This is a genomic window from Brevundimonas diminuta (assembly GCF_022654015.1).
GTDB classification, from domain to species: domain Bacteria; phylum Pseudomonadota; class Alphaproteobacteria; order Caulobacterales; family Caulobacteraceae; genus Brevundimonas; species Brevundimonas diminuta_C.
Genome location: NZ_CP073063.1, coordinates 1100097 through 1126026, shown reverse-complemented (window position 1 = coordinate 1126026; position 25930 = coordinate 1100097). Strand labels below are relative to the sequence as shown.

Genomic DNA, 25930 nt, shown 5'->3' with positions numbered 1-25930 from the left:
TCTACACCTTCCCGTCCGGAGACGGGCTTGGCTCGGGATCGCCATCTGACAGGGTTCCCCGACTTTGAGCGGTTCTACGTCCGGGATTTCCCCCGGCGCACTCAATCCTCAGCTTAAGTCCGTTGCGTCTACCAGTTTCGCCACGCCCGCCAGCCGAGCGGGCTCTATACCTGTGTTCGTGCCCGCGCGCCAAGGCGGCGGGCATTCTTCAACCACCGGGACGCGGCGACCTGTCTCCGGGCGCGATTACCCCCAAAGCGCGCGCTGCTCTCGCATAGGCGCAAGCGCTCCCTATATCGGCGATATGCCGACGCTTCGCCGCCGTTCCCAGGTCCACCCTTGAGCTTCCTCGTTCCGCTGTCGCCCGCGCCGCCAGTGCCCCCGCCCAGGTGGATGTTCGTTGGGCAGCGCTTCTCGGCCTTCATGCAGAGGCTCGGGATCACCGAGCAACAGGCGGTCGACGGTACACGCAAGCAGATGGGCGTTCGGGCAGCCCTGAACCGCTGGTACTACGGCCATGGCGAGGCGACGCAGAACAGCCTGTTGATCGGGTCCTGGGCGAAGACGCTGAGGGTGGCCCCACCGCGCGACATCGACGTCCTGTTCTGCATGCCTGTCGATATCTTCCATCGCTACGAGGCCCGCGCCGGCAACCGCCAGTCCCAACTGCTCCAGGAAGTTCGCTCGGCGCTCTCGCAGACCTACCCTCAAACGGCGATCCGTGGAGATGGCCAGGTCGTTGTCGTGCCCTTCGCGACCATGCCCGTCGAGGTCATCCCGGCCTTCCGCCTCGACACCGGTCAATATCTGATCGCCGATGCGAATGGCGGCGGTTCGTACCGCACCACCGATCCGTGGGCTGAGCTCTCGGTGCTTGAAGCGTCGGATCGCGCAACCTTCGGCGCCACGCGCCGCCTGATCCGGATGGCCAAGCAGTGGCAGCGTCATGCCCATGCGCCGATCAAGTCGTTCATGCTCGAGCGCCTGGCCGTGGCCTTCCTCGAAACCTGGCAGCACGCGACCGCAGGCTATGAGGACTGGATGGTCCGCGACTTCTTCGAGTTCATGCTCCGGTATGTCGGCGGGTCGGTCCAGATGCCTGGAACCGGCGAGTGGGTGTCGATCGGCGACGCCTGGGCCTCACGAGCGCGAACGGCCTTGGCGACCGCCCAGCGCGCCTGTCACTATGAGGCGGTAAACGCCGACCGCAGGGCGAGCGCGGAATGGCGGTCGCTGTTCGGCTCCGCGATTGGACCTTTGTCATGACCGATACCGTCAGCCCGATCGAAAGCGACCCTCGCGACGCCATTCTGGCGGAAGCCCGGCGACTGGCCGTGGACGCGCTCTATTCGGAGAAGGGTCATTTCGAGGCCGCCAGCGACTGGCGCGGTCGCACTTACTCGCTCGGCATTCCCGCAGCGCTCATCGGCGCTACCGCCGGCGCCACCATTCTGGCGAATATGGACCCTGCCATCGGCGGTTCGCTCGCGCTTGTCGGCGCTGCCATCACAGCCCTGATGACCTTTCTCAACCCTTCCGAACGGGCGTCGCAACATCACCGCAGCGGCGTCTCCTACGGCGTCCTCCGGCGCGCTCTGCGCCAGTTCGTCCAGATCGACGTCGGCATGATGGACGTTACGGCGCTCCGGTCGCGCCTGTCCGAGCTGACGGAGAAGATCGGGGCCTTGCAGTCCGAGTCGCTGCCGATCCCGTCAGCGGCTCACAAGAAGGCGTTCAAGTCGATCCAGGGCGGATCGGCGGAATACACCGCACAGGAACTGGCGCTCGCAGGAGGCTAGAGCCCGAGCGCATCCAGGAAGGCTCGGACCTGCCCATAGGCGTCCGTCTGCCACTGCTCCGGAGTACGGTCGCCCAAGGCCGCGCTTGTCTCTACGAACTCGCGAACGCAGGCAGGTCCGTGGTCATCGACATCCCTGAACTTGCTGGCGATCTTCTCATAGCCTTGAAGAGCGCTAGCCCGTTCCAGGAGGGGCCGGCAGGCGTCGGCCAGGGCTTCGGGCCCGCCCGGGTAGTTTCGGACGCAATAGTAGATGTCGTAGGCGTCCTTCCGCTTGAAGCGGCCGACGAGGGCGTGGCCTTTCATGCCGAGAAGCGCCGGGATCGAGGCCACCGCGATCTTTACGCGATTGGTCCACGACCGTCCCGGCATCCGGTCCTCAATCTCGACCAAAGCCTGGAAGTCGATCGCCAGATCGGCCCCGTCCGCCTTCTGGACGGCGAAGTCCTTCACGAGCGGCCGCTCCCGCTTCGGCACCTCCGCGTCCCGCGGCATCAGGAAGTCGACGACAACCTTGATCGGGGGACCGTCATCTTCGGCAGGAACTTTCCGCGTCAGCTGGAATGCCCGATCCTCGGGGCCGCGCTCGTAGCCATGAGCCTGAAGCGCGTGAACCAGGTCTGCGTATTCGGTATCCGCGAGCGCGACCGGGTCGAGTGCGAGATCGATGTCGAACGTCCCGACGTGGATCATGTCGTCCGGCTCGAGCAACAGCCACGGCACAGCGCCGCCGACCACGGCGAACTTTCCTTCATAGCTGCCGAGGATCTGTCCGATCTCGACGAGGGTCTGGCGGACGGCGGCGGTGCTGCGCGCGGGATAGTCCGCCGCGCTCTGCGGTTCCGGCTTCACCACAGGGACACGCTGGCGAGCAGATGGTCTGCCGCCTCCTGCCCGCGTTCGCCGCCGGTCCCGAGATCAAGGAAGGTCTGCAGCGGGCTGGTCGTCCAGAGGTCTGGAGCCGGCTGACGCAGATCGTCGAACAGCTCGGCCTCGTCGGGGATCAGGATCTCGACATTGGCCCCGCTTTCGGCGGGCTTGAGCTCCAGATGATCGACCAAGGCCGGCAGGGCGCTGGGTTCGGCGATGAGGTAGGTCATCGGCACGCGTGCGTAAGGCGCCCACCAATCGGCGGCCGTGAAGGACATCGCCGCGGCCCGGCCTGAGGACTGAGCCTCACGCAGGGCGTCTCGCAGGGCCACATCCAGCCGTTTCCCGTGCAGGGTCGTATAGTAGCGCCGCCGCTCCCCAACGGGCGCCTCATAGGCCTCCCGCCAGCCGCGCAGGAGACCTTCGCGATCGGTCAGTTGCAGGCCCTCGGAATCGGCAGAGGCCCATTCACGGTCGATCAGCGCGCGCCGCACGTTGCTGACTTGGCCCAAGCTCACTTGCGCGGCTTCGGCGAGGTCCGTCACCTTCCAGGCCCGACCGGGCGTCTGAAGGAGACAACGGAGAACGCGCGCTGATTTCGGTGCGAACGGCGACTTCAGCTCGCGCGCGACTGCCTTGGGCTTCTCGGCCGTCTGCCGGTCGATATAGAGGCCCGGGCCGACGATGCGGACGTTGCCCGCGAGATCGAGCCAGCCGACGCCGGCCTCGTCACACAGGCGCCGGGCGGCATCCGCCATATAGGGGGCCCCCACGAGCACGATGGACTTCATTCCGAGGTTAGCGGCAGCTTGAAGCGCCTGATCGACGGCGCTCCGGATCACCCGCGGCTGTCCGGAACTCTTCACCTCCATCAATATCGTGAAGCTTCTGGAAGCGATCGAGACATCGGCGATGATATCGACGCGCGGGGCGTCGCCCGGTCCCTCGATATCGATAGACCGAACCTCTACGGTCGGGACGACGGCGAGTACGTCCCGCAGCTCCCCGGCGAGAGCGCGTTCAGCCTCTTTCACTGAAAGTTCCATTTTCATCATTACGTTGAAATAGACCATTTCACTGAAATAATCAAGTTCGCTGGCTGATCGCCGCGATCAGGCACCATTCGCATCCACTGTTTTTCGCTTCGCCGGCTTGGGCTTTCGGACATTGATGGCCGAGGCGTCGAGCACGTTCTTGATGTGAGAGGCGTAGTATTTCTCGATCATCTCCACGCTGGTCCGGCAGTTCTTGGCGACCTGATAAATGTCGGCGCCCTCCATGAGCCTCATGGAGATGTAGGTGTGCCGCAGGCTGTAGGCGGTACGAGGCCTTCCATCCCGGTCCTTCTTCAGACCGAGTTCGTCCAAGATGGCGTTCAACAGTTCGCGCTGCACCAGACCGAAGACGAGATCGGTCGGCTGGCCGTTCTTGCGCTTGAGCACCCGTTCGAACGGACGGACGGCGCCGGGCATGCTCTTGCAGTACCCTACCCCACGCTTGCCCCGCACCTCGATCTCGAGGATGCGCTCGCCGGTCGCCTCATCCTCAACGATCGAGACGTCTCTGAACTCGAGGCGCTGCGCCTCGTCGGGACGCAGCCCGGTGTTGACCATGAACAGCACGAAGTCGTGGAACTGCTCGCACTCCTCGCGCCAGCGCTCCTTTTTCGGGTTCTTCGCGCGCTCGCGCGTCGCTTCGTAGAGGCGCTTGTACTCTTCAGGTGAGAACCAAGCCCTGTGGCTCACCTTGCCGGATGCCCGGTACGGGTTGCTCATGTCCGGAAGGGCGGAAATCCACCCTTTCCGGTTCGCCGTTTTCAGGATCTGCCGAAGACAGACCATCTCGTTATGGAGCGTCTGCCGGCTCGGCCGTTTCCAGATCTTCGCTTTTCCGATCCGTTCTTGCCCCTCCGAGACGAACCGCACACGCTGCGGCTCGTCAGGTGGCGTGACGCGGTGAAGCCGGTAATCCTGGATCCGGCCGGCGGAGACTTCGGTGATCGGCAAATCGCCGAAGAACGGGTTGAGGTAGAGACGGATCACCCGCCCCTTCCCAGCGACGTAGTGAGCATTCCGCTCACCCAACGTCATCGCTTCGAACTCCTTTTCGAAGACGGCGGCCGCCTCACGGAAGATCTTCTCTCCCGGCCGCTTCGGCGTCACACGCTCCGGGACGACGACAGGCATCTCCGGCATCGACGGGAGCTTCCCGGACTTGCGGAGACGATCTTCAGCGAGCCGATCGAGATACCAATCGCGCGCAAACTCGCGCGCGATGGCGACGTTCGTCTCCTTCGTCGACTGACGGTAGTTGCGGCCGCTCAGATAGGTCGCGCACTGCCAGTATGGGCTGTTCTCGCGACGATAGACGTGGAGCTTGCCCTCCATGAGCGAGTGAGACTCCGACACATGACCTCCTTGCCGCTCGCGGCAAATGTGTAAGTCGTGTGTAAGTGTCTACCCGCTCTAACCGATTGATTTAGATACGTAAATCTACGGTAGTGGGTTTTAAGTCTGCTGCGTCTACCAGTTTCGCCACGCCCGCAGCCCGGTCTGGCCCGGTTCGGCTCCTATAGACGGAACCGGGCTGGGTCTCCAAGTCATCAGCGTGTCGGGGTCGCCGGCGTGGTCGCGGGCTTCATTGCCCGAAAGTCCACGTCGGAATCGGCGATCAGCCACAGCAGGCCCGCCCAGGCGGCGACGTTCTGGTTCAGTTGTGCCGGATCGATCTTGTCCAGGGTGTCGTTGGCGGTGTGGTGCAGATCGAAATAGCGGGTTCCGTCCTGGGCCAGACCGAAGAAGGGCACGCCCAGCGGGCCCATCGGTCCGACATCGACGCCGCCTTCGGTCTCGACACGATCCGAGGCCAGGACGCCGATCGGATAGAGGACGCGGGTCGCGGCCTTCTGGAACTCGGACCCTTGCGCGCCGGCGGGCAGGCGCAGGGCATAGACGCGGTCGGCGCCGAAATCGCTCTCGCCGGCGATGATGTGCTTGTCCAGCGCCGCGCCTTGGCCGCGCGCATAGACGCCGCCGCCGTTGCCGGTCTGGGCGGTCGGCTGGGCCACTTCTTCCGAACCGTAGAAGATGACGCGAAGGGTGCGGGCCGGGCGACGGCCGCTGTCGGCGATGGCCTTGGCGGCGGCGACGGTGATGGCGCCCCCTGCCCCGTCATCGATGGCGCCGGTGCCCAGGTCCCAGCTGTCCATGTGGGAGCCCAGCACGATGATCTCGTCGGGGCGCGTGGCGCCCGGCAGATCGCCGATCACATTCTGGCTGGTGGTGCGATAGGTGCGGGCGGTCGAGGTCAGGCGCAGGCGCACCGGCTGGCCCAAAGCGACCAGGCGACTGACCTGATCGGCGTCGGGCGCGGCCAGGGCGAAGGCGGGAATGGTCGGCTTGCCGTCCACATAGCGGGTGGTGCCGGTATGAGGCATCCGGTCCTCGTCAGAGCCGACCGAGCGCATGACGAAGGCCGCCGCGCCCTTGGCCGCCGCCACGCCGGGGCCGGCGCCGCGCACGCGGGTCTGAGGGCCATAGCCAGAGCCGTCCTGCATAGGGTGCATCTGGCCCAGATCAACATAAACGATCTTTCCGCGGACGGCGGCCTCGGGCGCGGCCTGCAGGTCTTCGAAGGTGGAGAAACGCACGATCTCCGCCTCGACGCCGCCTCTTGGCGTGGCCGGAGAGTGGCCCAGGGCGGCGGCGACCAGGGCCTGGGCGTTGTCGCCGACGATGGCGGCCGAGCTTTCGCCCCGCTCCCAGCCGACCAGCGGGAACTCTTCGATGCGGACGTTCTGGAAGCCGTTGGCGCGCAGATAGTCGGCGGCCCAGGCGGCGGCCTGCTGCTCGGAGCGCGAACCCGCCGGGCGCGCGCCGAACCGCGTCGTCAGCTGGGTGACATAGTCCATGGCGATGTTCGAACGCATCGCGGCGTCGCGCACGACGATCGCCTGCTGCACCGCCGCCGCATCCTGAGCATGGGCCGCCGGGATAAACGCGACAAGACCCAGGGCGACGGCGCTGGCGGTCAGCAGACGGATGGACATAGGCAGGCTCCGGACTCAGATGAGAGCCGGACCCTAGGTAGGTTCAATCGTTCTGGAAATAGGGTTCGACCGGACCCTGCAGTTTCACGGTCAGGGCCTTGCCCTTGCGATCCACGCGGTTGCCGAGCGCCAGACGGACCCAGCCTTCGGACACGCAATATTCCTCGACATTGGTCTTCTCTTCGCCCTTGAAGCGAATGCCGACGCCGCGTTGCAGAACCTCGGCGTCGTGATGCGGGCTGGATGGGTCGACCGAAAGGCGATCGGGGGGCGTGTCGGACATGGCGTTGGTCGGGCTCAGATCTCGGGAAGGCGCGGTGATAGACGCGCAGGCGCGCCCTGCCAATCCGAAACCGGGCTCAATGAACTACGGCAGCAGGTGATAGTGCTGGGCGACAGCGGCCATCATCACGGTTCCGACCGCCGGAACGGCGAGTATGATGGCCCGGCGCATGCGGTGCGCGACGTAAAGCAGTTCGCCGATCATGGCGCGGATCCTCGATGTCATCGCTCTCTGACGGAGCGTTCGAAGATCATTGGTCGAACAGCGCGCGCTGTCGAGACGAAACGTCAGCGCCGAGATCACACTTAAGGTTACTGCACAGTTTGACGGGGCTGGGCGTTGGGGGCGGCTGACGGCTGATAGGCCTGCGGGCCGGTCGCAGCGGGAGCAGTCGCAGGCGTGGCGGCGGGACGGCGCGCCGGGGTCGCGGCTGGGCGGGCCGCCGGTCGCGCAGCGGGACGGTTGGCGGCCGGGCGCGGCGTCGGACGGGTCGTCGGGGCGGCGGCAGGCTGAGCCGTTGGCGTCGCAGGCGGGGTCGTGGCAGCGGGCGCAGCAGCGGAGGGCGTCGCGGCCGGAGGCGTCGCAGCCTCGGCGGCGGCGGCGCGGGCGGCGATCTGCTGGGCCTGGAAGCGGGCGGCGAGTTTTTCGGTCAGCTCCTTGGCCTGCGGTGCGCTCATCTGGGCCATGATGGCGGCCAGGGTGCGCGGGCGCATGGCGGCGGCGACCGGCAGGCGCACCCGGTCCTCCAGCGCCGCCATGACCGGGGCGGCCTCCTTGGGACGCATGGCGGAATAGACCTGGACCAGACGGTCGATCTCGGCCTTCTCGCGCTCGTCCACCTGGCCGAGCATCTGCTTCATCTCGGTCTTCAAGGCTTCCAGCGCCTTGACCTTGGCGTCCAGCTTCTGCTCGGCGGCGACCATCAGCGGCAGGGTGGTGGCGAAGTCCTGGTCACGCGCATCCAGCGCCGCCCGGCGCTGCGACAGCGACTGGATGATCTTCAGTTCGGCCGGCGAAATCCCGGCCTGCTGGGCCAGTTGCTCGGGCGACAGGGCGGAACAGGTTCCCGGCAGGGCGGGCTTGGGCGGCGCGCCGGCCGCAGCGGGAACCGCCTCCTCGGCCCAGGCCTTGGCCCCGTCGAACAGGCCAGGCGCGACGCCGACGGCGCGCACGGCGACGACCCCGCCGATGGCGATGGCGATCAGGGGCAGGATGCGAGGAAGGCGGGCCATGAAGTGGGGTTCCGAACTCAGGCGGCGAACAGGTCGTCGTCGAGATTACGACGCGCGGCGTTGAGGCTTTGTTTGGCGGAATGGTTAGCGGAGCGTCCGGCCGTCAGGGCCTGGACGATGGCGGCGACATTGTCGCGCCCGGCGGGGGCGACGGCTTCGTTGCGACGGTTCGAAGCGGGACTGGCCAGTCCCTGGATGCGTTGCGCCAGGGCGGCCATGCGCTCGGCCCGTTCCTCGTCTTCTGTTGCAGCCGGCGCCGGAGCGAGGGCGGCCGGGGGCGCGCGACGGACGGGCTCTTCTTCGACAATCCGCGCCGGCGCCATGGCCGAGGCGCGGGCGATCAGGGTTTCCAGCTGGGCCTTGACCTCACGCGCCTTGATGATGCGGTCGTGAAGCAGGTCCGTTTCCTGACCCGAGGCGCGAAGGGTGGCGAGCGCGTTTTCGGCGCGGCCGGCGGCGGCGTTCAGTTCGGTGACGGCCTGGGCGAAGGCCAGCTGTCCGGCGCGCAGGGCGGCCAGCTTGCGTTCCAGCTTGATGCCGTAGCCGACCGCCGCGATCAGCAGCACCATCAGCACGCCGTCCATGATCATTCCGGCCATCAGACGTTCACTCCCAGGCGGGCGGCGACTTCCGGATTGACCGGTCCTTCGACGCGTATGGCGATGTGCTGGCCCTTGCGACCCATTCGGCCTGTGGTCAGCGGAATGGAGCCGGCGCGGATCGAAACCTCCGAATCCGGCGTGGCGTTCAGCATCATCGTGTCGCCGACCTTGAGGTTCAGCACGCTGGACAGGGGCATTTGCTGTTCGTCCAGGACTGCGCGGACTTCGGTCTCGGTCGTCCAGATCTCGGTGGCCAGGTGGCCTTCCCAAATGTTGTCGCGGCCGAACTTCTCGCCCATGAACTGCTGCAGCAGCATCTTGCGGATCGGCTCCAGCGTCGCATAGGGCAGCAGCAGTTCGATGCGACCGCCGCGATCCTCCATGTCGATCCGCAGTTTGATCAGGATGGCGGCGTTGGCGGGACGCGCGATGGCGGCGAAGCGCGGGTTCGTCTCCAGCCGGTCCAGGTTGAAGTGGACCGGGGTCAGCGGCTCGAACGCCTGGCGGGCGTCGTTCAGCACGACCTCGACCATCCGTTGCACCAGAACCCGCTCGATCGTGGTGTAGGGCCGGCCTTCGATGCGCAGCGCCGCCGTGCCGCGACGACCGCCCAGCAGCACGTCGACGATCGAATAGATCAGGTTGGAATCCACGGTCAGCAGCCCGTAGTTGTCCAACTCCTCTGCGCGAAACACCGCAAGGATGGCCGGCAGCGGGATCGAATTCAGATAATCGCCGAACCGGATCGACGAGATATTGTCCAGGCTGACTTCGACGTTGTCGGAGGTGAAGTTGCGCAAGGATGTCGTCATCAACCGCACCAGGCGATCGAACACGATCTCCAGCATCGGCAGACGCTCGTAACTGACGAGCGCGGAGTTGATGATGGCGCGGATGCCCGAGCGTTCGGAACCGTCGTCGTCGCCCAGATCGAAGCCCAGCAGGCTGTCGATCTCATCCTGGTTCAGGACGCGTTCGGACAGGGCGTCGCCAGGATCGCCCAGACCGCCGAACGGATCGAGTTGCGCCGCGTCCGTCATGCCTATTGCACCAGCATTTCTTCGATCAGCACGGCGTCGACCTTGCCAGGAGCGGCGATCAGATTGACGCGGCGCAGGATTTCGGCGCGCAGCTGATAGGTGCCGGCCGAGCCGCTGAGATCCTCAGGGCGCAGTTCGCGCACGAAGCCGGTGAACATGTCCTGCAGACGCGGCATCTCTTCCTGCAGATGGGTCGCCACCTCGGCGTCCTGCATTTCCAGCGTCAGCTTCAGCTTCAGGAAGGTCGGACGGCCGTCGGGAGACTGAATGTTCATGACCATGTCGGGCAGGGTGTAGAAGGTGACGCCATCCGGCCCTTCAGAAATGACGCCCAGCGCAGGATCGGCTTCGCCCTCTTTGCCGCCGCCGTGACCGCCGCCTTCCTTCTTCTCTTCCTTTTTTTCGGCCTTATCGGCTTTCTCTTCTCCGTGGCCGGCTTCGGCCTCGGCGCCGTGCGCTTCGGCAGGCTTGGGCTTCAGCATGAAGAAGGCGGCCGCCCCCCCGCCGCCCAGCACCAGCAAGGCGACCGGCGCGATGATGAACAGCAGCGGGATTTTCTTTTTCTTGGGCGCGGCGGCGTCGCCCTCGGCGGCCTCGCCTTCGGTCACGGCCGGCAGGTTCGCGTCGGCGTCGGCCGCAGGCGCACCCTTCTTCTTGCCGAACTTGAACATGCGCGCGCCCCGGAGACTCTCTCATGACGAGGATCGTCCGGTTTGGTTAACGCGACGTTTACAATGGGCAGGATTTGCCGGGTCGGAAGCGGCCTGATCCTGCTCAAACCCGCATTCTACCTGAATTAACTCTGTTGGCACGGCCGTTGCGAGAGGCTGAGACGAAGGAGCACGCCTCTCGTGGAAAACGCCGCCTATATCGGACTGTCACGCCAGATGACGCTGCGTCGCGAACTGGACATCGTGGCCAACAACGTCGCCAACGCGAACACGACCGGATTCAAGGTCGAGCAACTGATGCTCGGAACCGAGATCGGCCAGCGGGCGCGCAACGATTCGATCCGCCCGTCGGCCAGCTTCGTGCTGGACAATGGCGTCGGCCGTGACTTCGGCCAAGGCTCGATGCAGCAGACGGGCCGCTCGCTGGACTTCGCCATTTCCGGCGAGGGCGCCTTCTTCACCGTGCGGGACGGCGCCAACGGCGAGGCCTACACCCGCGACGGCGCCTTCACCCTGGACCCGGAGGGGCGTTTGACCACCAAACAGGGTCAGGCCGTCCTTGGCGGCGGCGCGGAGATCGTGCTGGATCCTGCGCTCGGCGCGCCCAGCGTTGGCGCCGACGGCACGATCACCCAGAACGGACAGGTCACCGGCCGGCTGTCGGTCGTGCGTTTCGATACGCTGGGCGTGCTCGAAAAGGGCGGCGACAGTCTCTACCGCAATAAGTCCAACGCCCAGCCGATCGAGGCAGCCGACGCCCAGGTTCATCAGGGCTCGCTGGAGTCTTCCAACGTCAATCCGTTGATTGAAATCACCAATCTCGTCGAGATCAGCCGCGCCTACGAGAGCATTTCAAAGCTGATCGACAACACCAACGACCTTAGCCGTCGCGCCGTCGAGCGCCTCGGTAAGGCCGCCTAAGGGAGCCCCTCAAGATGCGCGCACTTCGCACCGCAGCCTCGGGCATGGCCGCCCAGCAGCTGAACGTGGAGGTCATCTCCAACAACATCGCCAACATGAACACGGTGGGCTTCAAGAAGCAGCGCGCCGAGTTCCAGGACCTGCTCTATCAGAACGTCGAACGCATGGGGGCCCAGTCCTCGGCCTCCGGCACCGTGGTTCCGACCGGCATCCAGATCGGCGCGGGCGTCAAGGCGGGGGCCGTCTATCGCGTTACCGAGCAGGGCACGCCGCAGATGACCGGCAACCCTTACGACATGGCCATCGACGGCAAGGGCTATTTCCAGATCAGCCTGCCCTCGGGCGAAAAGGCCTACACCCGCGCCGGCAATCTGCAGGTCAATCCGGAAGGTCAGATGGTGACCGACGACGGCTATCTGCTGGAGCCGGCGATCACCATTCCGCAGGATGCGACCAAGGTGTCGATCTCCAAGACCGGTCTGGTTCAGGTGACCCAGGCCGGACAGCCCGCCCCGACCACGGTCGGGCAGATCGAACTGGCCAGCTTCTTCAACGAGGCGGGTCTGGAAGCCATCGGCGATAACCTGCTGCTAGAAACCGCCGCGTCCGGTCCGGCGATCGTCGGCACGCCCGGCGACGCTGGCTATGGCCAGATCATGCAGTCGTACACCGAGGCGTCGAACGTCGATGCGGTGGCGGAGATCAGCGCTCTGATCGTGGCGCAGCGCGCCTATGAGATGAACTCCAAGGTCATCAGCACCGCCGACCAGATGCTGTCCGTCGCCTCGCAAGTGAAGGGCTAGGGCCATGACCGTGATCCGTTCCCTGCTGCTCGCCGCCGCCGTCAACGCCTTCGCCGGCGCCGCCCTCGCCAACCCCGTCGTGCTGCGCGCCAACCCCGTGGACGACGACGGTCGCGTCACCCTGGGCGATATCTTCGAGGGCGCGGGCGCTGCGGCCAATGTCGCCGTCGCGGAGCGCGTCGGTCCCTCGGTCGTGCTGGACGCCGGTCAGCTTCAGGCCCAGGCGCGCCAAGCCGGTCTGGACTGGAGCAATCCCAATGGCCTGCGCCGCGTCGCCGTGCGCCGTTCGGCCGGACCCGTTCAAACCGTGGCCGAGGCCGTGCCAACGGAAGCCGTCCAGGCTGCCCAACCTATCGCCCGCGCCGCCTATCGCCCCGGAGCCGCGCCGCAGGTCATCGCCCGCAACGATATGGTGCGCGTCACCTATCAGGTCGGCGGCGTGAACCTGGCCGTCATGGGCAAGGCCATGCGCAGCGCCGGTCTGGGCGAACCGGTCGCCATCATGAACACCACCTCCAATCGCGTCATCGACGCGGTCGCCTCCGGTCCCGGCCAGGCCATCGCCGGCCCCGGCGCCGACATGGCCCGCGCCAATCCCCAACAGTTCGCCGCCCGCTAGGGAATCCAAGTCATGCGTAAAGCCGTCCTGATCCTCGCCGCCCTCGCCCCGCTCGCCGCCTGCTCGACCGTCGCCGAAACGGTGCGCGGTCCAGAACTGGCCCCCATCGGCTATCCCGCCGCGCTGATCCCAGCGCAGCAGGCCTATCTGCCCGCGCGCGAGACCGCGCCGGCCAGCGCCAACAGCCTGTGGCGCACGGGCGCCCGAACCTTCTTCGGCGACCAGCGCGCGCGCCACATCGGCGACATCCTGACGGTCAAGATCGACATCGACGATCGCGCCCAGACCCAGAACTCGACCCAGCGCTCGCGCTCCAACGAGATCAACGCCGGCGTCAGCAACCTGTTCGGCCTAGAAAGCAGCCTGGGCCGGGCCTTCCCCGGCGGCTTCGATCCATCGAAGATGGTCGGCATGGAAGGCGATCTGAAGTCGTCGGGCAATGGTTCGGTCACCCGCGCCGAAAAGGTGTCGCTGACCATCGCCGCCGTCGTCACCGACGTCCTGGCCAACGGCAATCTGGTGATCCAGGGTCGGCAGGAAGTGCGCACCAACCGCGAGGTCCGCGAACTGACCGTCGCCGGCATCGTCCGCCCCGAGGACATCTCATCGGCCAACGCCATCAACCACACCCAGATCGCCGAGGCGCGCATCTCCTACGGCGGTCGCGGCGACGTCAGCCGCGTCCAGGCCCCGCCCGTCGGTCAGGCGCTGGCGGAACGCTTCAGCCCGTTCTGACGCGCGCTGACCCTGCGAGTTGAACTGCTGACGGATAACCGCGTTCAAGGGAAATGCGGTCGTCCGATCTCTTGCGGTCACAGCCGCGTCTGACGACATTGACGGCGACGCGGCGCTGCGCGTCGTCGGCGGGGGCTGACACATGATGCTGATACTCTCCGCCCTGATGGCGGCCGCGATACAGACTGCGCCCGGTGCAGGCTGGACCTGGAGCCTGTACGAAGGCGAAGGACCGATGGTGCTGGCCAACGACATCCCCGACACCGCCAGCCTGCGCGCCACGCTGCAATGCCTGCCGGGTTCGGGCGCCGTCTCGGTCGCGGTCTATGGCGGGGATGCGTCCGCCGGCTTTGCCCGCATCACCTCGGGCGGGTCGACGGCGACCAGCGAGGCGCGCGTCGGGCGTGGCGGCAAGCTGGAGACGGCGATCCCCGTCGAACATCCCGCCTTTTCCGCCTTCGTGTCGAACGGCCGGATGACGATCGCCGTCGGCGACGACACCAGCACGATCACCGTCGAACGTCCGCACATGGCCAAGCTGCGTCGCTTCGCCGATCGCTGCGCCGGTTGAGAAACTCACGCATGCGTCTTCGATCGATATCAGCCTTGATCGCCGTCTCGGCCCTTGCGGCTTGCGCGACCCAGGCCCCAATGCCCGCAGCCGGCTCTGCGGCGACTGCATCTGCGCCCGCGCCCACGTCCGGTTACGACTGGTTTCTGAACACCGATGGACAGGAGGCCATGCTGGCCTACGGCGTCGCCAACAGCGACGAGGTCAAGCTGAAGCTGGCCTGTCAGGCCGGGTCCAGCACACTGGAACTGACGGCCGCCAGCGACAAGCCGGGCCGCGAAATCTATCTGGAATCCGGCGGCGACACCGAGCGCTATCGCGCCGCGTCTGAACCAGCCGTCGTGCATGACGGTGAACTGCTGACGGCGCAGGCCAAGACCAAGGATCCGGTCTTCCAGCGCTTCCGCCGTTTGGGCTGGATCGCCGCCTGGGCTGACGACGAACGTCACGTCTACGCCGCCCATCCCGCCGCAAAGGTGCAAATCGAGCGGTTCTTCACCGTCTGCGGTTGACGCATCGGCTCTGCTCGGCTTGCGTGCCTCTCCTGACAGGAGGGGGCGTCATGAAGATTTCTTATCTGGCTATCGCAGCCATACTTGCGGCTGCATCGCCGATTGCGGCCGTCGCGCAGACGCCGCCCGCCGCCGTCGCAACCGCCCCGGCAGACGCCGCGCTGAACGCCGTCATCGCCGACTACGAGACCTATCTAAAGTCGGTCGATCCGATCTCGGCCAGCGGAGAGGGTGATGTGGAGGCGATGGGCCGGGTGCCTGACCTGTCGCAAGAGTTCGAACTGGCCCAGCGCGCGCCGCTGGAAGGGTTCGTGCGGCGGCTGACGGCCATCGCCCCGGCAAGTCTTTCCCACGCCGGCGGCATCAACCACGCCTTCCTGCTCTACACGCTTAACCGCAGCCTGGAAGGGTTGGACTACGACACCAGCCGCCTGGCGTTTGACTCCGAAGGCGGCCCCGGAACCTGGGCGCTCTACGTCGGCGGCAGCACGCGGCTGAACTCGGTCGCGGAGGCCGAGGCCTATATCAAGCGTGTCCGGGGCTTCGGCCAAATTTACGCCCAGACGACCGCCAATGCCCGGCGCGGCCTGGATACCGGCTTGGTCCAGGCGCGATCAGTGACCGAAAGCGCGCTGACGCTGGCGCGAAACGATGTGGCGATCAAGCCGGACGCCGAGCCGCTGCTGAAACCCTTGGCGACCCTGCCCTCGACCGTGTCTCAGGCGGATAAGGATCGCCTGACCGCAGCGGCGACGGCGGCGGTTTCGGGAACGATCATTCCCGCGCGCCGGGCCTGGCTGGCCTTCCTCGAGAGCGACTATCTGCCCAAGGCGCCGGTCCAGCCGGGCATCGGCAATCGGCCCGGCGGCAAGGCACTCTACGCCTTTCTGGTGCGCGGCCACACTACGACCGACCTGACGCCGGACCAGATCCATCAGATCGGTCTGGACGAGGTCGCGCGCATCCGCGCCCGCATGGATGTGGAGATGAAGGCGTCGGGCTGGACCGGCGACTTCGCCGGCTTCCTGAACTTCCTGCGCACCGATCCTCAGTTCTATGCGATCAGCCGCGAGGCTCTGTTGCAGCAGGCGTCGGAAATGGCGAAGCGTGCGGATGGCGGCCTGCCCCCTCTGTTCGCCACCCTGCCCCGGCTGACCTACGACGTGCAGCCCGTACCGCCGCAGATCGAGGAAAACTACACCACCGGCCGCTACAACGGCGGTTCGATGCAAAATGGCGTCGCCGCCCACTACATCGTCAACACGTCCAAGCTGGATCAGCGTCCGCTGTACGAACTGCCCGCTCTGACCCTGCATGAGGCCGTTCCCGGCCACCATCTCCAGATCGCCTTGCAACAGGAGGCGCCCGGCCAACCCTATTTCCGTCGCCAGGCCAATGTCAGCGCCTATACTGAGGGCTGGGGCCTTTATGCCGAATATCTGGGCGAGGAGATGGGCTTCTACCGCACGCCTTACGAACGGTTCGGCCGGCTGTCCTATGAAATGTGGCGCGCCTGCCGACTGGTCGCGGACACCGGCCTGCACTGGATGGGTTGGACCGAGGAACAGGCCCGCGCCTGTTTCCGCGACAACTCGGCGCTCGCGCCTCACAACATCGAGACCGAACTTCAGCGCTATATCGGCTGGCCAGGCCAGGCCACGGCCTACAAGATCGGCGAAATCCGCCTGCGCGAAATCCGCGTGCGGGCCGAACGGGAGTTGGGGCCGAAGTTCAACGTCCGCACCTTCCACGACGCCCTGCTGGTCGAAGGCCCGCTGCCGCTGGCGCTGCTGGACCAGCGGATGGACGCCTGGATCGCGGAGCAGAAGGCGAAATAGGCTGTGCGGCTTATGCCCAGTCCGGTTCCGGCAATCCCTTCGACCGCAGGAATTCCGGGTTGAACAGCTTGGAGGCATAGCGCGAGCCGGGATCGCACAGGCAGGTGACGATGGTCTTGCCCGGCCCAAGCTCGCGCGCCAGCCGCACCGCGCCGGCGATGTTCACCCCCGCCGATCCGCCCAGCGATAAACCTTCGTGCTTCACCAGGTCGAACAGGATCGGCAGGAACTCCGCGTCCTCGATCCGATAGGCGTAGTCGGGCTTGAAGCCCTCCAGATTGCCGGTGATGCGGGCCACGCCGATCCCCTCGGTGATCGACGATCCCTCGCCCGTCATCTCGCCCTTGGTGAACCAGTTGAACATGGCCGCGCCCGCTGGGTCGGCCAGGGCGATGGTCACATCCGGCTTCTGTTCGCGCAGATAGGCGCCGACGCCGGCGATGGTGCCGCCCGAGCCGACGGCCGAGACGAAGGCGTCGACCTGACCGTTTGTCTGCGTCCAGATTTCGGGGCCGGTCGTGTTGTAGTGGGCCTCGCGGTTGGCGGTGTTGTCGAACTGATTGGCCCAGATGGCGCCGGCCTCTTCGCTGTCGTTCAGCTCGGCGGCCAGACGCCCGGAATAGTGGACGAAATGGTTCGGGCTGGAAAAGGGCGCGGCGTCCACCTCGACCAGCCGTGCGCCCAGCGAACGGATCGCGGATTTCTTCTCTTCCGACTGGGTGCGCGGAATGACGATGACGACCGGATGCCCCAAGGCGGCCCCGACCAGGGCCAGGCCGATGCCGGTGTTGCCGGCCGTGCCCTCGACGATCGTCCCGCCGGGTTTCAGCGCGCCCGACGCCCGCGCGCCCTGCATGATCGACAGGGCGGCGCGGTCCTTGATCGACCCACCGGGATTCAGAAACTCGGCCTTGCCCAGGATTTCGCAGCCCGTCGCATCGGACAGGCGGTTCAGGCGCACCAGCGGCGTATTGCCGATCAGGTCGATGACGGATGACGTAGCGGACAAGGTCAGGCTTTCAGGCGAAGGTCGAAACAGGGCGGATCAGGCGGCGGCCTGGCGTTGCCCTAAGTGGATGCCGCACTCGACCTTGTCCATGCCCGACCAACGTCCGGCGCGTGCATCCTCGCCGTCCTGGACCGCGCGGGTGCAGGGCCAGCAGCCGATGGATCGGTAGCCCTGTTCGACAAGCGGGTGACGCGGCAGATCGTTCTCCTCCAGCCAGGCCTCGACGTCGTCGCCGTCCCAGATCGCCAGCGGATTGATCCGCAGCACCCCGTCCAACACCTCGAACGGCTTCAGCGTGGCCCGCGTCGCGGCCTGATAGCGTTTGCGCCCGGTGATAAGCGCATTGAACCCGGCGGTCGCCCGCGCCAGCGGGCGCACCTTCCTCAGATCGCAGCAGGCGTCCGCATCAGTCTTCCACAGGTCGTCGCGCGCATCCAGCGTCGCCTTCTCGCCCGCATCCGGCGTGATCAGCCGCACGTCGGCCAGCCCCAGCGCCTTGGTCAGTTGGGTGCGATAGGACAGGGTCTGGAGGAAATGCTGGCCCGTCTCCAGAAATATCACCGGCACGGCCTTGTCCTCGCCAGCGATGATGTCCAGCAGGGCGGCGGACTCGGCCCCGAACGACGAGATGGCGCCGACTCGCAGGCCGAGCGCCGGATCCAGCGCCGCCTTCACGATCTCGGACGCGTCCTTGCCCTCCGTCTCGCGGTTCAGCCGATCGGCCAGGGCGTCCAGGTCGCGGTCGTTCGACGCCTCGCGCCGACGCTGCCAGATCGTCGGCGCAGGATCGACGGCGGGCTGATAGGCGGCGCTGAACACCTGATCCATCCGGTCCCAGGCCGCTGTATCCGCCCCCTCGGCCAGCTCCACCGCGTCGAAGCCCGAACGCCGCAGGTGTCGCGCCTGATCCGGCAGCACCTTGCCCGCCGCGATCAGACGCCCGGCGTAACCTCGCTCTCGCAACACCGCCGCCAGCGAGAAGCCGCGTCCGTCGCGGAAGGCGTCGAACTCAAGCACCAGCGTGTCTTCGCTCGCGGCGGCGGCCTCGACCTCCTCCAGCGGGGTCGTCACCGACAGGCGCAGCCCGTTCTGTATGCCCTCAAGCCGTTGCATCGAGCGTCTCATATATGGCGTCGCGGAAGGGATCGGGACCGACGCGGCGCACCGTGTCGATGAACCGCTCGCCGTCCGTGCGGATTTGCAGATAGCGGTCCAGGGTCCGCTGAATGGCAGGCGCAACCTCGTCTGCCGGCAGGCTCTTGCCGACAATGTCGCCCAGCGCCGCCTGTTCGTCGGGCGAACCGCCGACGGTAATCTGATAGTATTCCTCGCCCTTGCGATCGACGCCCAGCACGCCGATGTGGCCGACGTGGTGGTGGCCGCAGGCGTTGATGCAGCCGCTCATGTTGATGCGGACCGGCCCCAGCGTCTCCTGATAGTCCATGTCCGCCAAACGCTTGGACAGGGCCTGGGCCACCGGGATCGAGCGGGCGTTGGCCAGGCTGCAATAGTCCAGGCCCGGGCAGGCGATCACGTCGGTCGCCAGATCGGCGTTGGCCGTGGCCAGCCCCGCCTCGCGCAACGCCCGCCAGACCGTCGGCACATCGTCCAGCTTCACATGGGGCAGGACCAGGTTCTGCTCATAGGCGGCGCGCAGTTCGTCGAACGAATAGCGCTCGGCCAGGTCCGCCACCGCGTCCATCTGGTCCGCCGTGATGTCGCCCGGCACCCCGCCGACCGGCTTCAGCGACACCACCACCGAGGCGTAACCCGGCTGGCGATGACGACGGACGTTGTTGCGCGCAAACCGGGCGAAGTCCGGATCGGCCAACAGGGCGCGGTCGAACGCGCCGCTCACTTTGGGCAGAGTCTCGAACAGCGGCGGGGCGAAGTAGGCCTGGATACGCGCGGCCTCATCTTCCGGTATCCGCAAGTCCTCCCGGCGCAGGGTGGCGTAGTGTTTGTCCACCTCCTCACGGAAGGCCTCGATGCCTAGCGACGCGACCAAGATCTTGATCCGCGCCTTGTGGATGTTGTCGCGCCGCCCCAGCAGGTTCCAGGCCCGCAGGATGGCGGTTAGATAGGCCAGAAGGTCCGCCGCCGGGACCGCCGAGGCGATCTCCTGACCGATATGGGGCAGACGCCCCTGCCCGCCGCCGACGAAGACGCGGAAGGCCGTTCCACCGTCTTCACCCTTTACGATCTGCAGGCCGACGTCGTGGGTGCGGATCGCCGCCCGATCCTTCTCGGCCCCGATCACCGCGATCTTGAACTTGCGCGGCAGGAAACTGAACTCCGGGTGGATGGTCGACCACTGGCGGATAATCTCGCACCAGGGGCGCGGATCCTCGATCTCGTCATCGGCGGCGCCGGCGAAGACGTCGGTCGTGGTGTTGCGGATGCAGTTGCCCGAGGTCTGGATGGCGTGCATCTCGACATCGGCCAGATCACTGAGGATCGCCGGCAGGTCGGTCAGGGCCGGCCAGTTGTACTGGATGTTGCAGCGGGTAGTGAAGTGGCCGTAGCCCTTGTCATAGGTCCGCGCGATATGAGCCAGCCGACGCATCTGACGACTGCTCATGACCCCGTAAGGAATGGCGACGCGCAGCATATAGGCGTGCAATTGCAGATAGACGCCGTTCATCAGCCGCAGCGGCTTGAACTCATCCTCGGTCAGGGCGCCTGACGCGCGGCGCGCCACCTGATCAGAAAACTCATCGACCCGTTCACGCACCAGGGCATGGTCGAACTCGTCATAGCGATACATCAGCCCACGCCTCCGACGACGCTGTGACCAACGGTCGGCCCGGCCGAGCGGATGCGCTCCTTCAGCCGATCGCGGCCCAACGGCGTGTGATCCTGAACGTCGAACAGATAAGGATTCACGAAGACGTCTGGCCGCCCGGCGACGTCAGCCAGCACGACCTCGGCCGCCGTCTCGTCCAGCACCGAAGCCTGATCGATGTGATCGACCGGCTGGTTGTCGACGCCCGCATAGATGACGCGGCCGTCCGACAGGCGGTTTGCGGTCACGATCTTCACGCCGCCGCCTCCGTCCGCGTCTCGACCGACGCCGAGAAGGCCGCCGTCTCGCCGACGAACAACAGGGCCGGACCGGTCAGGTCGGCGCCGCGCACCAGGGCACCCAGCCCATCCAGGCGCCCGGTCAGAACCCGCTCATCCGGGCGGCTGCCGTTCTCGACGATGGCGACGGGCGTCGACGGCGAGCGCCCCGCCGCGATCAGTCGCGCAGCCGTCTCGTCGGCCCGATCCGACCCCATGTAGATGGCCAGGGTGTGGTTGGGGCCGGCCAGCTTCGTCCAATCCGCGTCGACGCCGCCCGGCTTGGCCTGGGCTGTCACGAAGGTCACGGCCTGGGCGTGGTCGCGATGGGTCAGAGGTATGCCCGCGGAGGCCGCGCAGGCCAGGGCCGCCGTCACCCCGGGCACCACGAAGACCGGCACCCCCGCCGCCCGCATGGCGTCCAACTCCTCGCCGCCGCGACCGAAGACGAAGGGATCGCCGCCCTTCAGCCGCACGACCCGGTGGCCGGCGCGGGCTTCCTCGATCATCAGGGCCTCGATCTGATCCTGCGGCACCGAATGGTCGCCGCGCGCCTTGCCGACATACAAGCGTTTGGCGTCGCGCCGCGCCCGCTCCAGCACCGCCTCGGGCACCAGTCGGTCGTGGATGATGACGTCAGCGTCCTGCAATACGCGAAGCGCCTTCAGGGTCAGCAACTCCGGATCGCCCGGCCCCGCGCCGACGATGTGGACCATCCCCTGTTCCGGCGTGGCGACATTCAGCAGGCGCAGCATCTCACGCCGCGCCTCGGCCGTCCGACCTTCCGCCGCCAGGGTCGCGGCCGATCCCCGGAAGGCCTTTTCCCAGAAGCGACGGCGCGCCATGAAGTCCGGCACGCTGGCCTTGACCGTATCACGCAACTCGCGCGCCATCCGGCCCACATTGGCCAGGCCTGCCGGCAGCACGCCTTCGATGGCGGTGCGGATGTCCCGCGCCAGGATGGGCGCCGATCCGCCGGTCGCGACGCCGATCACCACCTCGTCGCGATCGATCAGGGCCGGAGTCTGGAAGTCGCTCAGATGCGGCTTGTCCACCACATTGACCTGGGCCCCCGCCGCCCGAGCCAGGGTGCCCAGCCGCGCAAGTTCGTCCGCGTCGTCCAGCGCCATGAACACCAGCCGTGCGCCCGCCAAGTCGTCAGCCTCTGGCGAACGCAGCACCGGCTCCGGCGCCGTCAACGGCGTCTCGATCTTGGGAGGCGCGCCGTCGGGCGCGAACCATACCACCTCGGCCGGCGTGTTCAGGAACAGTCGCAGCTTGGCCAGCGCCGGCTCGCCGCCGCCGATGATCACGATCTTTGCGGCCTCCAGCGGAATGGAGGCGAGGAATACACGCATCGTCTTGCTTTCTGGGCCGTCGGGAGAGGAAACAGGGACGACGGCAGGGCGCGAACCTTCGTCTTCCGGGTCCAGAGCCGCAAACCAGATTGCCTTTGCCTCGCTGATAGGATTTCTATCCGCGATGGTCCGATCCCTGCTCCCGCTTAACGCCCTGCGCGCCTTCGAGGCCGCTGCGCGTCACCTGAACTTTTCGCGCGCCGCCGACGAACTGTCGGTGACGCCCGGCGCGGTCAGCCAGCAGATCCGCCTGTTGGAAGACATCGTCGGCGGGCCGCTGTTTGTACGCGAGGCGCGCGGGCTTCAACTGACCGATCTCGGCCGCTCGTCCGTGCCGCTGCTGCGCGAGGGGTTCGAGCGGCTGATGGACGCCTCGGCCCTGTTACGCGAACCGCCGCGTCGCAAACAGGTGTCGATCAGCGTCGCGCCCGGTTTCGCCTCCAAATGGCTGATGCCGCGTATGGACGACTTCCACACCGCCCATCCCGAGATTGAACTGTGGATCTCGGCCGACATGGAGCCGGCGGACCTGAGCGAGGGCAAGGTCGATCTGGCGGTACGCTACGGTCCCGGCGACTATCCCGGCCTGACGGTCGATCGGCTGATGACCGAGACGGTGCTGCCGGTCTGCGCCCCCTCGCTGATAGATGGCGACAAGCCGATCCGCAAACCCGCCGACCTGATCGGCCACACCCTGCTGCACGACATGTCCAACGACGGCGACCCCAGCCGCCCCGACTGGGCGATGTGGCTGAAGGCGCGCGGCATTCGTCACCCCGACCCGCGTCGCGGCTCGCGTTTCAACCAGTCGGGTCTGTTGATCGAAGCCGCCATATCGGGGCGCGGCGTAGCCCTGGCCAAACGCACCCTGGCCCAGGCGGACCTGGCGTCCGGCCGTCTGGTCGCGCCCTTTCCCGATGGCTCGGAAGCGGTCGGCTTCGCCTATTACGTCGTCCAGCCCCGCGACCGCCCGCCCTCACCCAGCGCCACCGCCTTCGTCGGCTGGCTAAAGAAGCAAGCCGTGGATCACGACAACACCATGGGCCAACTCTAGGCCCGAAATTTAGGCTCTGACGGCCTGACTGGCGGACACGCCCAGGGCCTGAAGCGCGGCGGCGGTGATGTGTTCGGCGTTCAGGCCGGCTTGGGCGTACATGGCCATGGGCGCATCCTGGTCCTGGAAGACGTCGGGCAGGTTCAGGGTGCGGATCTTGAGCCCGCCGTCCAGCGCACCCTTTTCGGCCAGCAGTTGCAGCACGAAGGCGCCGAAGCCGCCCATGGCGCCTTCTTCGACCGTGATCAGGGCCTCGTGCTCGCGCGCCAGACGCAGGATTAGATCGGCGTCCAGCGGCTTGGCGAACCGGGCGTCCGCCACCGTCGCCGACACGCCCTTGGCGGCCAGCATGTCCGCCGCCTTCAACGATTCTTGCAGACGCGTGCCCAGGCTGAGGATGGCGACAGAGGTCCCCTCGCGCACGATACGGCCCTTGCCGATCTCCAGCGGCGCGGCCAGTTCCGGGATCTCCACGCCCACGCCGTCGCCGCGCGGATAGCGGAAGGCGCTGGGCCGGTCGTCGATGGCTAGGCTGGTCGAGATCATCGCCGCCAGTTCGGCCTCGTCGGCGGCGGCCATCAGCACCATGCCGGGCAGCGCGCCCATAAAGCCGATGTCGAACGATCCGGCGTGCGTCGCGCCGTCCGATCCGACAAGACCCGCCCGGTCCATGGCGAAGCGCACCGGCAGCGACTGGATCGCCACGTCGTGGACGACCTGATCGTAGCCGCGCTGAAGGAAGGTCGAATAGATGGCGCAGACCGGCTTCATCCCGTCCGCCGCCAGCCCGGCCGCGAAGGTCACCGCATGCTGTTCGGCGATGCCGACGTCATAGGTCCGCTCGGGGAAGGCCTGGCCGAACAGGTCCAGACCTGTGCCCGACGGCATGGCCGCCGTGATCGCCACGATCGACGGATCGACCTTGGCGTGTTTGATCAGCTCGGTCCCGAACACCTTGGTGTAGCTGGGCGCATTGGAGATGGCCTTGGCCTGCTTGCCCGAGACCACGTCGAACTTGACGACCGCATGCAGTTTGTCGGCGCTGCTTTCGGCGGGGGCGTAGCCCTTGCCCTTCTGCGTCACGACGTGGACCAGCACCGGGCGGTCCTCGATGGCGGCCGCCTTCTTCAGGATCGGCACCAGATTGTCCATGTCGTGGCCGTCGATCGGACCGACGTAATAGAAGCCCAACTCCTCGAAGAAGGTGCCGCCGGTGACCATGCCGCGAGCGTATTCCTCGGCCTTCTTGGCCGCCTTGCGGAACGGGCGCGGCAGGTGCTGGGCCACCGTCTTGCCTAGGCGGCGGACGTTCTGATAGGCGCCGCCCGACACAAGGCCGGCCAAATAGGCGCTCATCCCGCCAACCGGCGGCGCGATCGACATATCGTTGTCGTTCAGGATGACCATCAGCTGGCCGCTGGTCGCCTCGGCGGCGTTGTTCATCGCCTCATAGGCCATGCCGGCCGACATGGAGCCGTCGCCGATGACTGCCACGACGCGGTTCTTCTCGCCCTTCTGATCGCGCGCGGCGGCGAAGCCCAGGGCGGCGCTGATGGAGGTCGAGGCGTGCGCCGCGCCGAACGGATCGTATTCGCTCTCGCTGCGCTTGGTGAAGCCCGACAGGCCGCCGCCCTGACGCAGGGTGCGGATGCGGTCGCGCCGCCCGGTCAGGATCTTGTGCGGATAGCACTGATGCCCGACGTCCCAGATCAGAACGTCCTTGGGCGTCTCGAACACATGGTGCAGCGCCGTGGTCAGTTCGACCACGCCCAGACCCGCCCCCAGATGGCCGCCGGTGACGGACACGGCGTCGATCGTTTCGGCCCGCACCTCCTGCGCCAGCTGTTTCAGCTGGGCGATATCGAAGTCCCGCGTGTCGGCGGGCGTCTTGACGGTGTCGAGTAGCGGGGTGTCGGGCATCAGCCGTAAAACCTTGGAAAGTCTGGTCGATCAACCCGCAGGTCGGTTCAACGTTTCGTATCAGGACCGGCGCTTTAGCACAAAGTCCACGCTGGCCCTGAGGATTTCGGCCTCGTCGCCGAACGGCTCCAGATGCGACTGGGCCTGGTTTGCGAGATGCGCGACCCTTTGCCGCGCCGCCTCCAGACCCAGCAGGGTGACGAAGTTGGTTTTGCCGAGAGCCGCGTCCTTGCCCCCCGCCGCCTTGCCCATTTCCTCGGCTGAGCCTTCGGCGTCCAGCAGGTCGTCGACGATCTGATAGGCCAGGCCGACGTCGTGGGCGAAGCTGATCAGAGCATGGCGGTGTTGGGCAGAGGCGTCGGCGATGATCAGCGGGATTTCGAAGGCGTAGGCGAACAGGGCGCCGGTTTTCAATCGCTGCATCCGCGCCACCCCGCCCAGATCGTCGCGCACGCCCAGCAGATCGATCATCTGACCGCCCGCCATGCCCCGCGCGCCGGACGCCAGCGACAGCCGCGCCGCCAGTTCGCAGCGCACGGCCGCATCCTCATGGGTGTCGTCATGCAGGATGATGTCGAAGGCGGCCGTCTGCAGCGCATCGCCGGCCAGCACCGCCGTCGCCTCGTCATAGGCCCGATGAACGGTCGGCCGCCCCCGGCGCACGTCGTCGTCGTCCATGCACGGCAGGTCGTCGTGAACCAGGCTGTAGGCGTGCACGCATTCCAAAGCGCAGGCGGCGCGGAGCACCGACCGCTCATCGATGTCGAACAGGCGTGCGGCCTCCAGCGCGAAGAACGGCCGCAAGCGTTTGCCAGGGCCCAGCGCTGCATAGCGCATCGCCTCGGTCAGACGGGATTCGGGGCCCTCGGCGCGCGGCAGCAGTTCATCCAGCGCGACCGTGACCAGATCCGCGACCTCGGCCACGCGATCGATCACCGCCTGTTCCGGCGAGTTCGCGGCGATGACGCGGTTCACGAGAACCG

General features: G+C 66.8%; 27 protein-coding genes. 10 read left to right on the top strand and 17 right to left on the bottom strand.

What is annotated here, in order from left to right; translation table 11 throughout:
• Positions 1-339 precede the first annotated feature (339 nt).
• Positions 340-1266 carry an SMODS domain-containing nucleotidyltransferase gene (locus KAK88_RS05400; RefSeq protein WP_242078185.1) on the top strand — a complete coding sequence of 309 codons (927 nt, stop codon included), beginning with the start codon at positions 340-342 and terminating at the stop codon, positions 1264-1266.
• The gene (locus KAK88_RS05395) at positions 1263-1799 is read left to right on the top strand and encodes an SLATT domain-containing protein (protein WP_242078184.1); all 537 of its coding nucleotides are present in this window, start codon (positions 1263-1265) and stop codon (positions 1797-1799) included. Before KAK88_RS05400 ends, KAK88_RS05395 begins: the two co-directional genes overlap by 4 nt.
• On the opposite strand, the gene KAK88_RS05390 is transcribed toward KAK88_RS05395, so the two are convergent.
• From KAK88_RS05390 to KAK88_RS05345, 10 genes are all read right to left on the bottom strand, one after another.
• Complete coding sequence (locus KAK88_RS05390; RefSeq protein WP_242078183.1) at positions 1796-2653, bottom strand: nucleotidyl transferase AbiEii/AbiGii toxin family protein; 858 nt, start codon at positions 2651-2653, stop codon at positions 1796-1798. The genes KAK88_RS05395 and KAK88_RS05390 overlap by 4 nt on opposite strands.
• On the bottom strand, positions 2647-3741 hold the full coding sequence (locus KAK88_RS05385; RefSeq protein WP_242078182.1) for a type IV toxin-antitoxin system AbiEi family antitoxin: 1095 nt from the start codon (positions 3739-3741) through the stop codon (positions 2647-2649). Before KAK88_RS05385 ends, KAK88_RS05390 begins: the two co-directional genes overlap by 7 nt.
• Before the next feature lie 39 nt (positions 3742-3780).
• Complete coding sequence (locus tag KAK88_RS05380) at positions 3781-5055, bottom strand: site-specific integrase (RefSeq protein WP_242078181.1); 1275 nt, start codon at positions 5053-5055, stop codon at positions 3781-3783.
• A gap of 215 nt (positions 5056-5270) precedes the next feature.
• Positions 5271-6716, bottom strand: coding sequence for a M20/M25/M40 family metallo-hydrolase (locus KAK88_RS05375; RefSeq protein ID WP_242078180.1), 1446 nt, complete (start codon positions 6714-6716; stop codon positions 5271-5273).
• 43 nt (positions 6717-6759) lie between these two features.
• Entirely contained in the window at positions 6760-6999 is a 240-nt protein-coding gene (locus tag KAK88_RS05370; protein WP_045810378.1) for a DUF3297 family protein, read from the bottom strand.
• 84 nt (positions 7000-7083) lie between these two features.
• Complete coding sequence (locus tag KAK88_RS05365) at positions 7084-7224, bottom strand: hypothetical protein (protein ID WP_155965911.1); 141 nt, start codon at positions 7222-7224, stop codon at positions 7084-7086.
• Positions 7225-7310: 86 nt separating this feature from the next.
• Positions 7311-8231: a MotE family protein gene (locus KAK88_RS05360; RefSeq protein ID WP_242078179.1), complete on the bottom strand. Its 921-nt coding sequence runs from the start codon at positions 8229-8231 to the stop codon at positions 7311-7313.
• A gap of 17 nt (positions 8232-8248) precedes the next feature.
• Positions 8249-8830 (bottom strand): DUF6468 domain-containing protein, encoded by a 582-nt coding sequence (locus tag KAK88_RS05355; RefSeq protein ID WP_242078178.1) that lies wholly within the window; start codon positions 8828-8830, stop codon positions 8249-8251.
• Positions 8830-9873: a flagellar motor switch protein FliM gene (gene fliM, locus KAK88_RS05350; RefSeq protein WP_017504455.1), complete on the bottom strand. Its 1044-nt coding sequence runs from the start codon at positions 9871-9873 to the stop codon at positions 8830-8832. Before fliM ends, KAK88_RS05355 begins: the two co-directional genes overlap by 1 nt.
• A gap of 2 nt (positions 9874-9875) precedes the next feature.
• On the bottom strand, positions 9876-10544 hold the full coding sequence (locus KAK88_RS05345; RefSeq protein WP_242078177.1) for a flagellar basal body-associated FliL family protein: 669 nt from the start codon (positions 10542-10544) through the stop codon (positions 9876-9878).
• 180 nt (positions 10545-10724) lie between these two features.
• On the opposite strand from KAK88_RS05345, the gene flgF reads away from it, so the two are divergent.
• From flgF to KAK88_RS05310, 7 genes are all read left to right on the top strand, one after another.
• Positions 10725-11465, top strand: a complete 741-nt coding sequence (gene flgF, locus KAK88_RS05340; RefSeq protein ID WP_242078176.1) for a flagellar basal-body rod protein FlgF — start codon at positions 10725-10727, stop codon at positions 11463-11465.
• Positions 11466-11479: 14 nt separating this feature from the next.
• Positions 11480-12268: a flagellar basal-body rod protein FlgG gene (flgG, locus tag KAK88_RS05335; RefSeq protein WP_174085936.1), complete on the top strand. Its 789-nt coding sequence runs from the start codon at positions 11480-11482 to the stop codon at positions 12266-12268.
• A 4-nt stretch (positions 12269-12272) separates the two neighbouring features.
• Complete coding sequence (locus KAK88_RS05330; protein WP_242078175.1) at positions 12273-12887, top strand: flagella basal body P-ring formation protein FlgA; 615 nt, start codon at positions 12273-12275, stop codon at positions 12885-12887.
• A 12-nt stretch (positions 12888-12899) separates the two neighbouring features.
• Positions 12900-13622 (top strand): flagellar basal body L-ring protein FlgH, encoded by a 723-nt coding sequence (gene flgH / locus KAK88_RS05325; protein WP_055803887.1) that lies wholly within the window; start codon positions 12900-12902, stop codon positions 13620-13622.
• A 142-nt stretch (positions 13623-13764) separates the two neighbouring features.
• Positions 13765-14193 carry a hypothetical protein gene (locus tag KAK88_RS05320; RefSeq protein WP_242078174.1) on the top strand — a complete coding sequence of 143 codons (429 nt, stop codon included), beginning with the start codon at positions 13765-13767 and terminating at the stop codon, positions 14191-14193.
• An 11-nt stretch (positions 14194-14204) separates the two neighbouring features.
• Positions 14205-14705, top strand: a complete 501-nt coding sequence (locus KAK88_RS05315; RefSeq protein ID WP_242078173.1) for a hypothetical protein — start codon at positions 14205-14207, stop codon at positions 14703-14705.
• A gap of 50 nt (positions 14706-14755) precedes the next feature.
• Positions 14756-16543: a DUF885 domain-containing protein gene (locus KAK88_RS05310; RefSeq protein WP_242078172.1), complete on the top strand. Its 1788-nt coding sequence runs from the start codon at positions 14756-14758 to the stop codon at positions 16541-16543.
• Positions 16544-16553: 10 nt separating this feature from the next.
• Here the strand turns inward: KAK88_RS05310 and KAK88_RS05305 are convergent, their stop codons facing one another.
• From KAK88_RS05305 to cysG, 5 genes are read right to left on the bottom strand one after another with little or no spacing between them, the layout of a single operon-like run.
• Positions 16554-17552, bottom strand: a complete 999-nt coding sequence (locus KAK88_RS05305) for a cysteine synthase A (protein WP_242078171.1) — start codon at positions 17550-17552, stop codon at positions 16554-16556.
• Between the two features lie 36 nt (positions 17553-17588).
• Positions 17589-18665, bottom strand: a complete 1077-nt coding sequence (locus tag KAK88_RS05300; RefSeq protein ID WP_242078170.1) for a phosphoadenylyl-sulfate reductase — start codon at positions 18663-18665, stop codon at positions 17589-17591.
• Positions 18652-20319 (bottom strand): nitrite/sulfite reductase, encoded by a 1668-nt coding sequence (locus tag KAK88_RS05295; protein ID WP_242078169.1) that lies wholly within the window; start codon positions 20317-20319, stop codon positions 18652-18654. Before KAK88_RS05295 ends, KAK88_RS05300 begins: the two co-directional genes overlap by 14 nt.
• Entirely contained in the window at positions 20319-20594 is a 276-nt protein-coding gene (locus KAK88_RS05290) for a DUF2849 domain-containing protein (RefSeq protein WP_242078168.1), read from the bottom strand. The genes KAK88_RS05295 and KAK88_RS05290 overlap by 1 nt, the downstream gene beginning before the upstream one ends.
• On the bottom strand, positions 20591-21973 hold the full coding sequence (gene cysG / locus KAK88_RS05285; protein WP_242078167.1) for a siroheme synthase CysG: 1383 nt from the start codon (positions 21971-21973) through the stop codon (positions 20591-20593). The genes KAK88_RS05290 and cysG overlap by 4 nt, the downstream gene beginning before the upstream one ends.
• Positions 21974-22097: 124 nt before the next feature.
• Between cysG and gcvA the strand changes: the two genes are divergently transcribed.
• Positions 22098-23027, top strand: a complete 930-nt coding sequence (gene gcvA / locus KAK88_RS05280; protein WP_242078166.1) for a transcriptional regulator GcvA — start codon at positions 22098-22100, stop codon at positions 23025-23027.
• 9 nt (positions 23028-23036) lie between these two features.
• On the opposite strand, the gene dxs is transcribed toward gcvA, so the two are convergent.
• Both dxs and KAK88_RS05270 read right to left on the bottom strand, forming a co-directional pair.
• Positions 23037-24950: a 1-deoxy-D-xylulose-5-phosphate synthase gene (gene dxs, locus KAK88_RS05275; protein WP_242078559.1), complete on the bottom strand. Its 1914-nt coding sequence runs from the start codon at positions 24948-24950 to the stop codon at positions 23037-23039.
• A 57-nt stretch (positions 24951-25007) separates the two neighbouring features.
• Complete coding sequence (locus KAK88_RS05270) at positions 25008-25883, bottom strand: polyprenyl synthetase family protein (protein ID WP_242078558.1); 876 nt, start codon at positions 25881-25883, stop codon at positions 25008-25010.
• Between the last annotated feature and the right edge of the window lie 47 nt (positions 25884-25930).

Coding starts and splice junctions, on each gene's coding strand:
- KAK88_RS05395 (WP_242078184.1), top strand. CDS start 1,263: ATGACCGATACCGTCAGCCCGATCGAAAGCGACCCTCGCGACGCCATT.
- KAK88_RS05385 (WP_242078182.1), bottom strand. CDS start 3,741: ATGGTCTATTTCAACGTAATGATGAAAATGGAACTTTCAGTGAAAGAG.
- KAK88_RS05380 (WP_242078181.1), bottom strand. CDS start 5,055: ATGGAGGGCAAGCTCCACGTCTATCGTCGCGAGAACAGCCCATACTGG.
- KAK88_RS05375 (WP_242078180.1), bottom strand. CDS start 6,716: ATGTCCATCCGTCTGCTGACCGCCAGCGCCGTCGCCCTGGGTCTTGTC.
- KAK88_RS05370 (WP_045810378.1), bottom strand. CDS start 6,999: ATGTCCGACACGCCCCCCGATCGCCTTTCGGTCGACCCATCCAGCCCG.
- KAK88_RS05365 (WP_155965911.1), bottom strand. CDS start 7,224: ATGACATCGAGGATCCGCGCCATGATCGGCGAACTGCTTTACGTCGCG.
- KAK88_RS05360 (WP_242078179.1), bottom strand. CDS start 8,231: ATGGCCCGCCTTCCTCGCATCCTGCCCCTGATCGCCATCGCCATCGGC.
- KAK88_RS05355 (WP_242078178.1), bottom strand. CDS start 8,830: ATGGCCGGAATGATCATGGACGGCGTGCTGATGGTGCTGCTGATCGCG.
- fliM (WP_017504455.1), bottom strand. CDS start 9,873: ATGACGGACGCGGCGCAACTCGATCCGTTCGGCGGTCTGGGCGATCCT.
- KAK88_RS05345 (WP_242078177.1), bottom strand. CDS start 10,544: ATGTTCAAGTTCGGCAAGAAGAAGGGTGCGCCTGCGGCCGACGCCGAC.
- flgG (WP_174085936.1), top strand. CDS start 11,480: ATGCGCGCACTTCGCACCGCAGCCTCGGGCATGGCCGCCCAGCAGCTG.
- KAK88_RS05330 (WP_242078175.1), top strand. CDS start 12,273: ATGACCGTGATCCGTTCCCTGCTGCTCGCCGCCGCCGTCAACGCCTTC.
- flgH (WP_055803887.1), top strand. CDS start 12,900: ATGCGTAAAGCCGTCCTGATCCTCGCCGCCCTCGCCCCGCTCGCCGCC.
- KAK88_RS05320 (WP_242078174.1), top strand. CDS start 13,765: ATGATGCTGATACTCTCCGCCCTGATGGCGGCCGCGATACAGACTGCG.
- KAK88_RS05315 (WP_242078173.1), top strand. CDS start 14,205: ATGCGTCTTCGATCGATATCAGCCTTGATCGCCGTCTCGGCCCTTGCG.
- KAK88_RS05310 (WP_242078172.1), top strand. CDS start 14,756: ATGAAGATTTCTTATCTGGCTATCGCAGCCATACTTGCGGCTGCATCG.
- KAK88_RS05300 (WP_242078170.1), bottom strand. CDS start 18,665: ATGCAACGGCTTGAGGGCATACAGAACGGGCTGCGCCTGTCGGTGACG.
- KAK88_RS05295 (WP_242078169.1), bottom strand. CDS start 20,319: ATGTATCGCTATGACGAGTTCGACCATGCCCTGGTGCGTGAACGGGTC.
- cysG (WP_242078167.1), bottom strand. CDS start 21,973: ATGCGTGTATTCCTCGCCTCCATTCCGCTGGAGGCCGCAAAGATCGTG.
- gcvA (WP_242078166.1), top strand. CDS start 22,098: ATGGTCCGATCCCTGCTCCCGCTTAACGCCCTGCGCGCCTTCGAGGCC.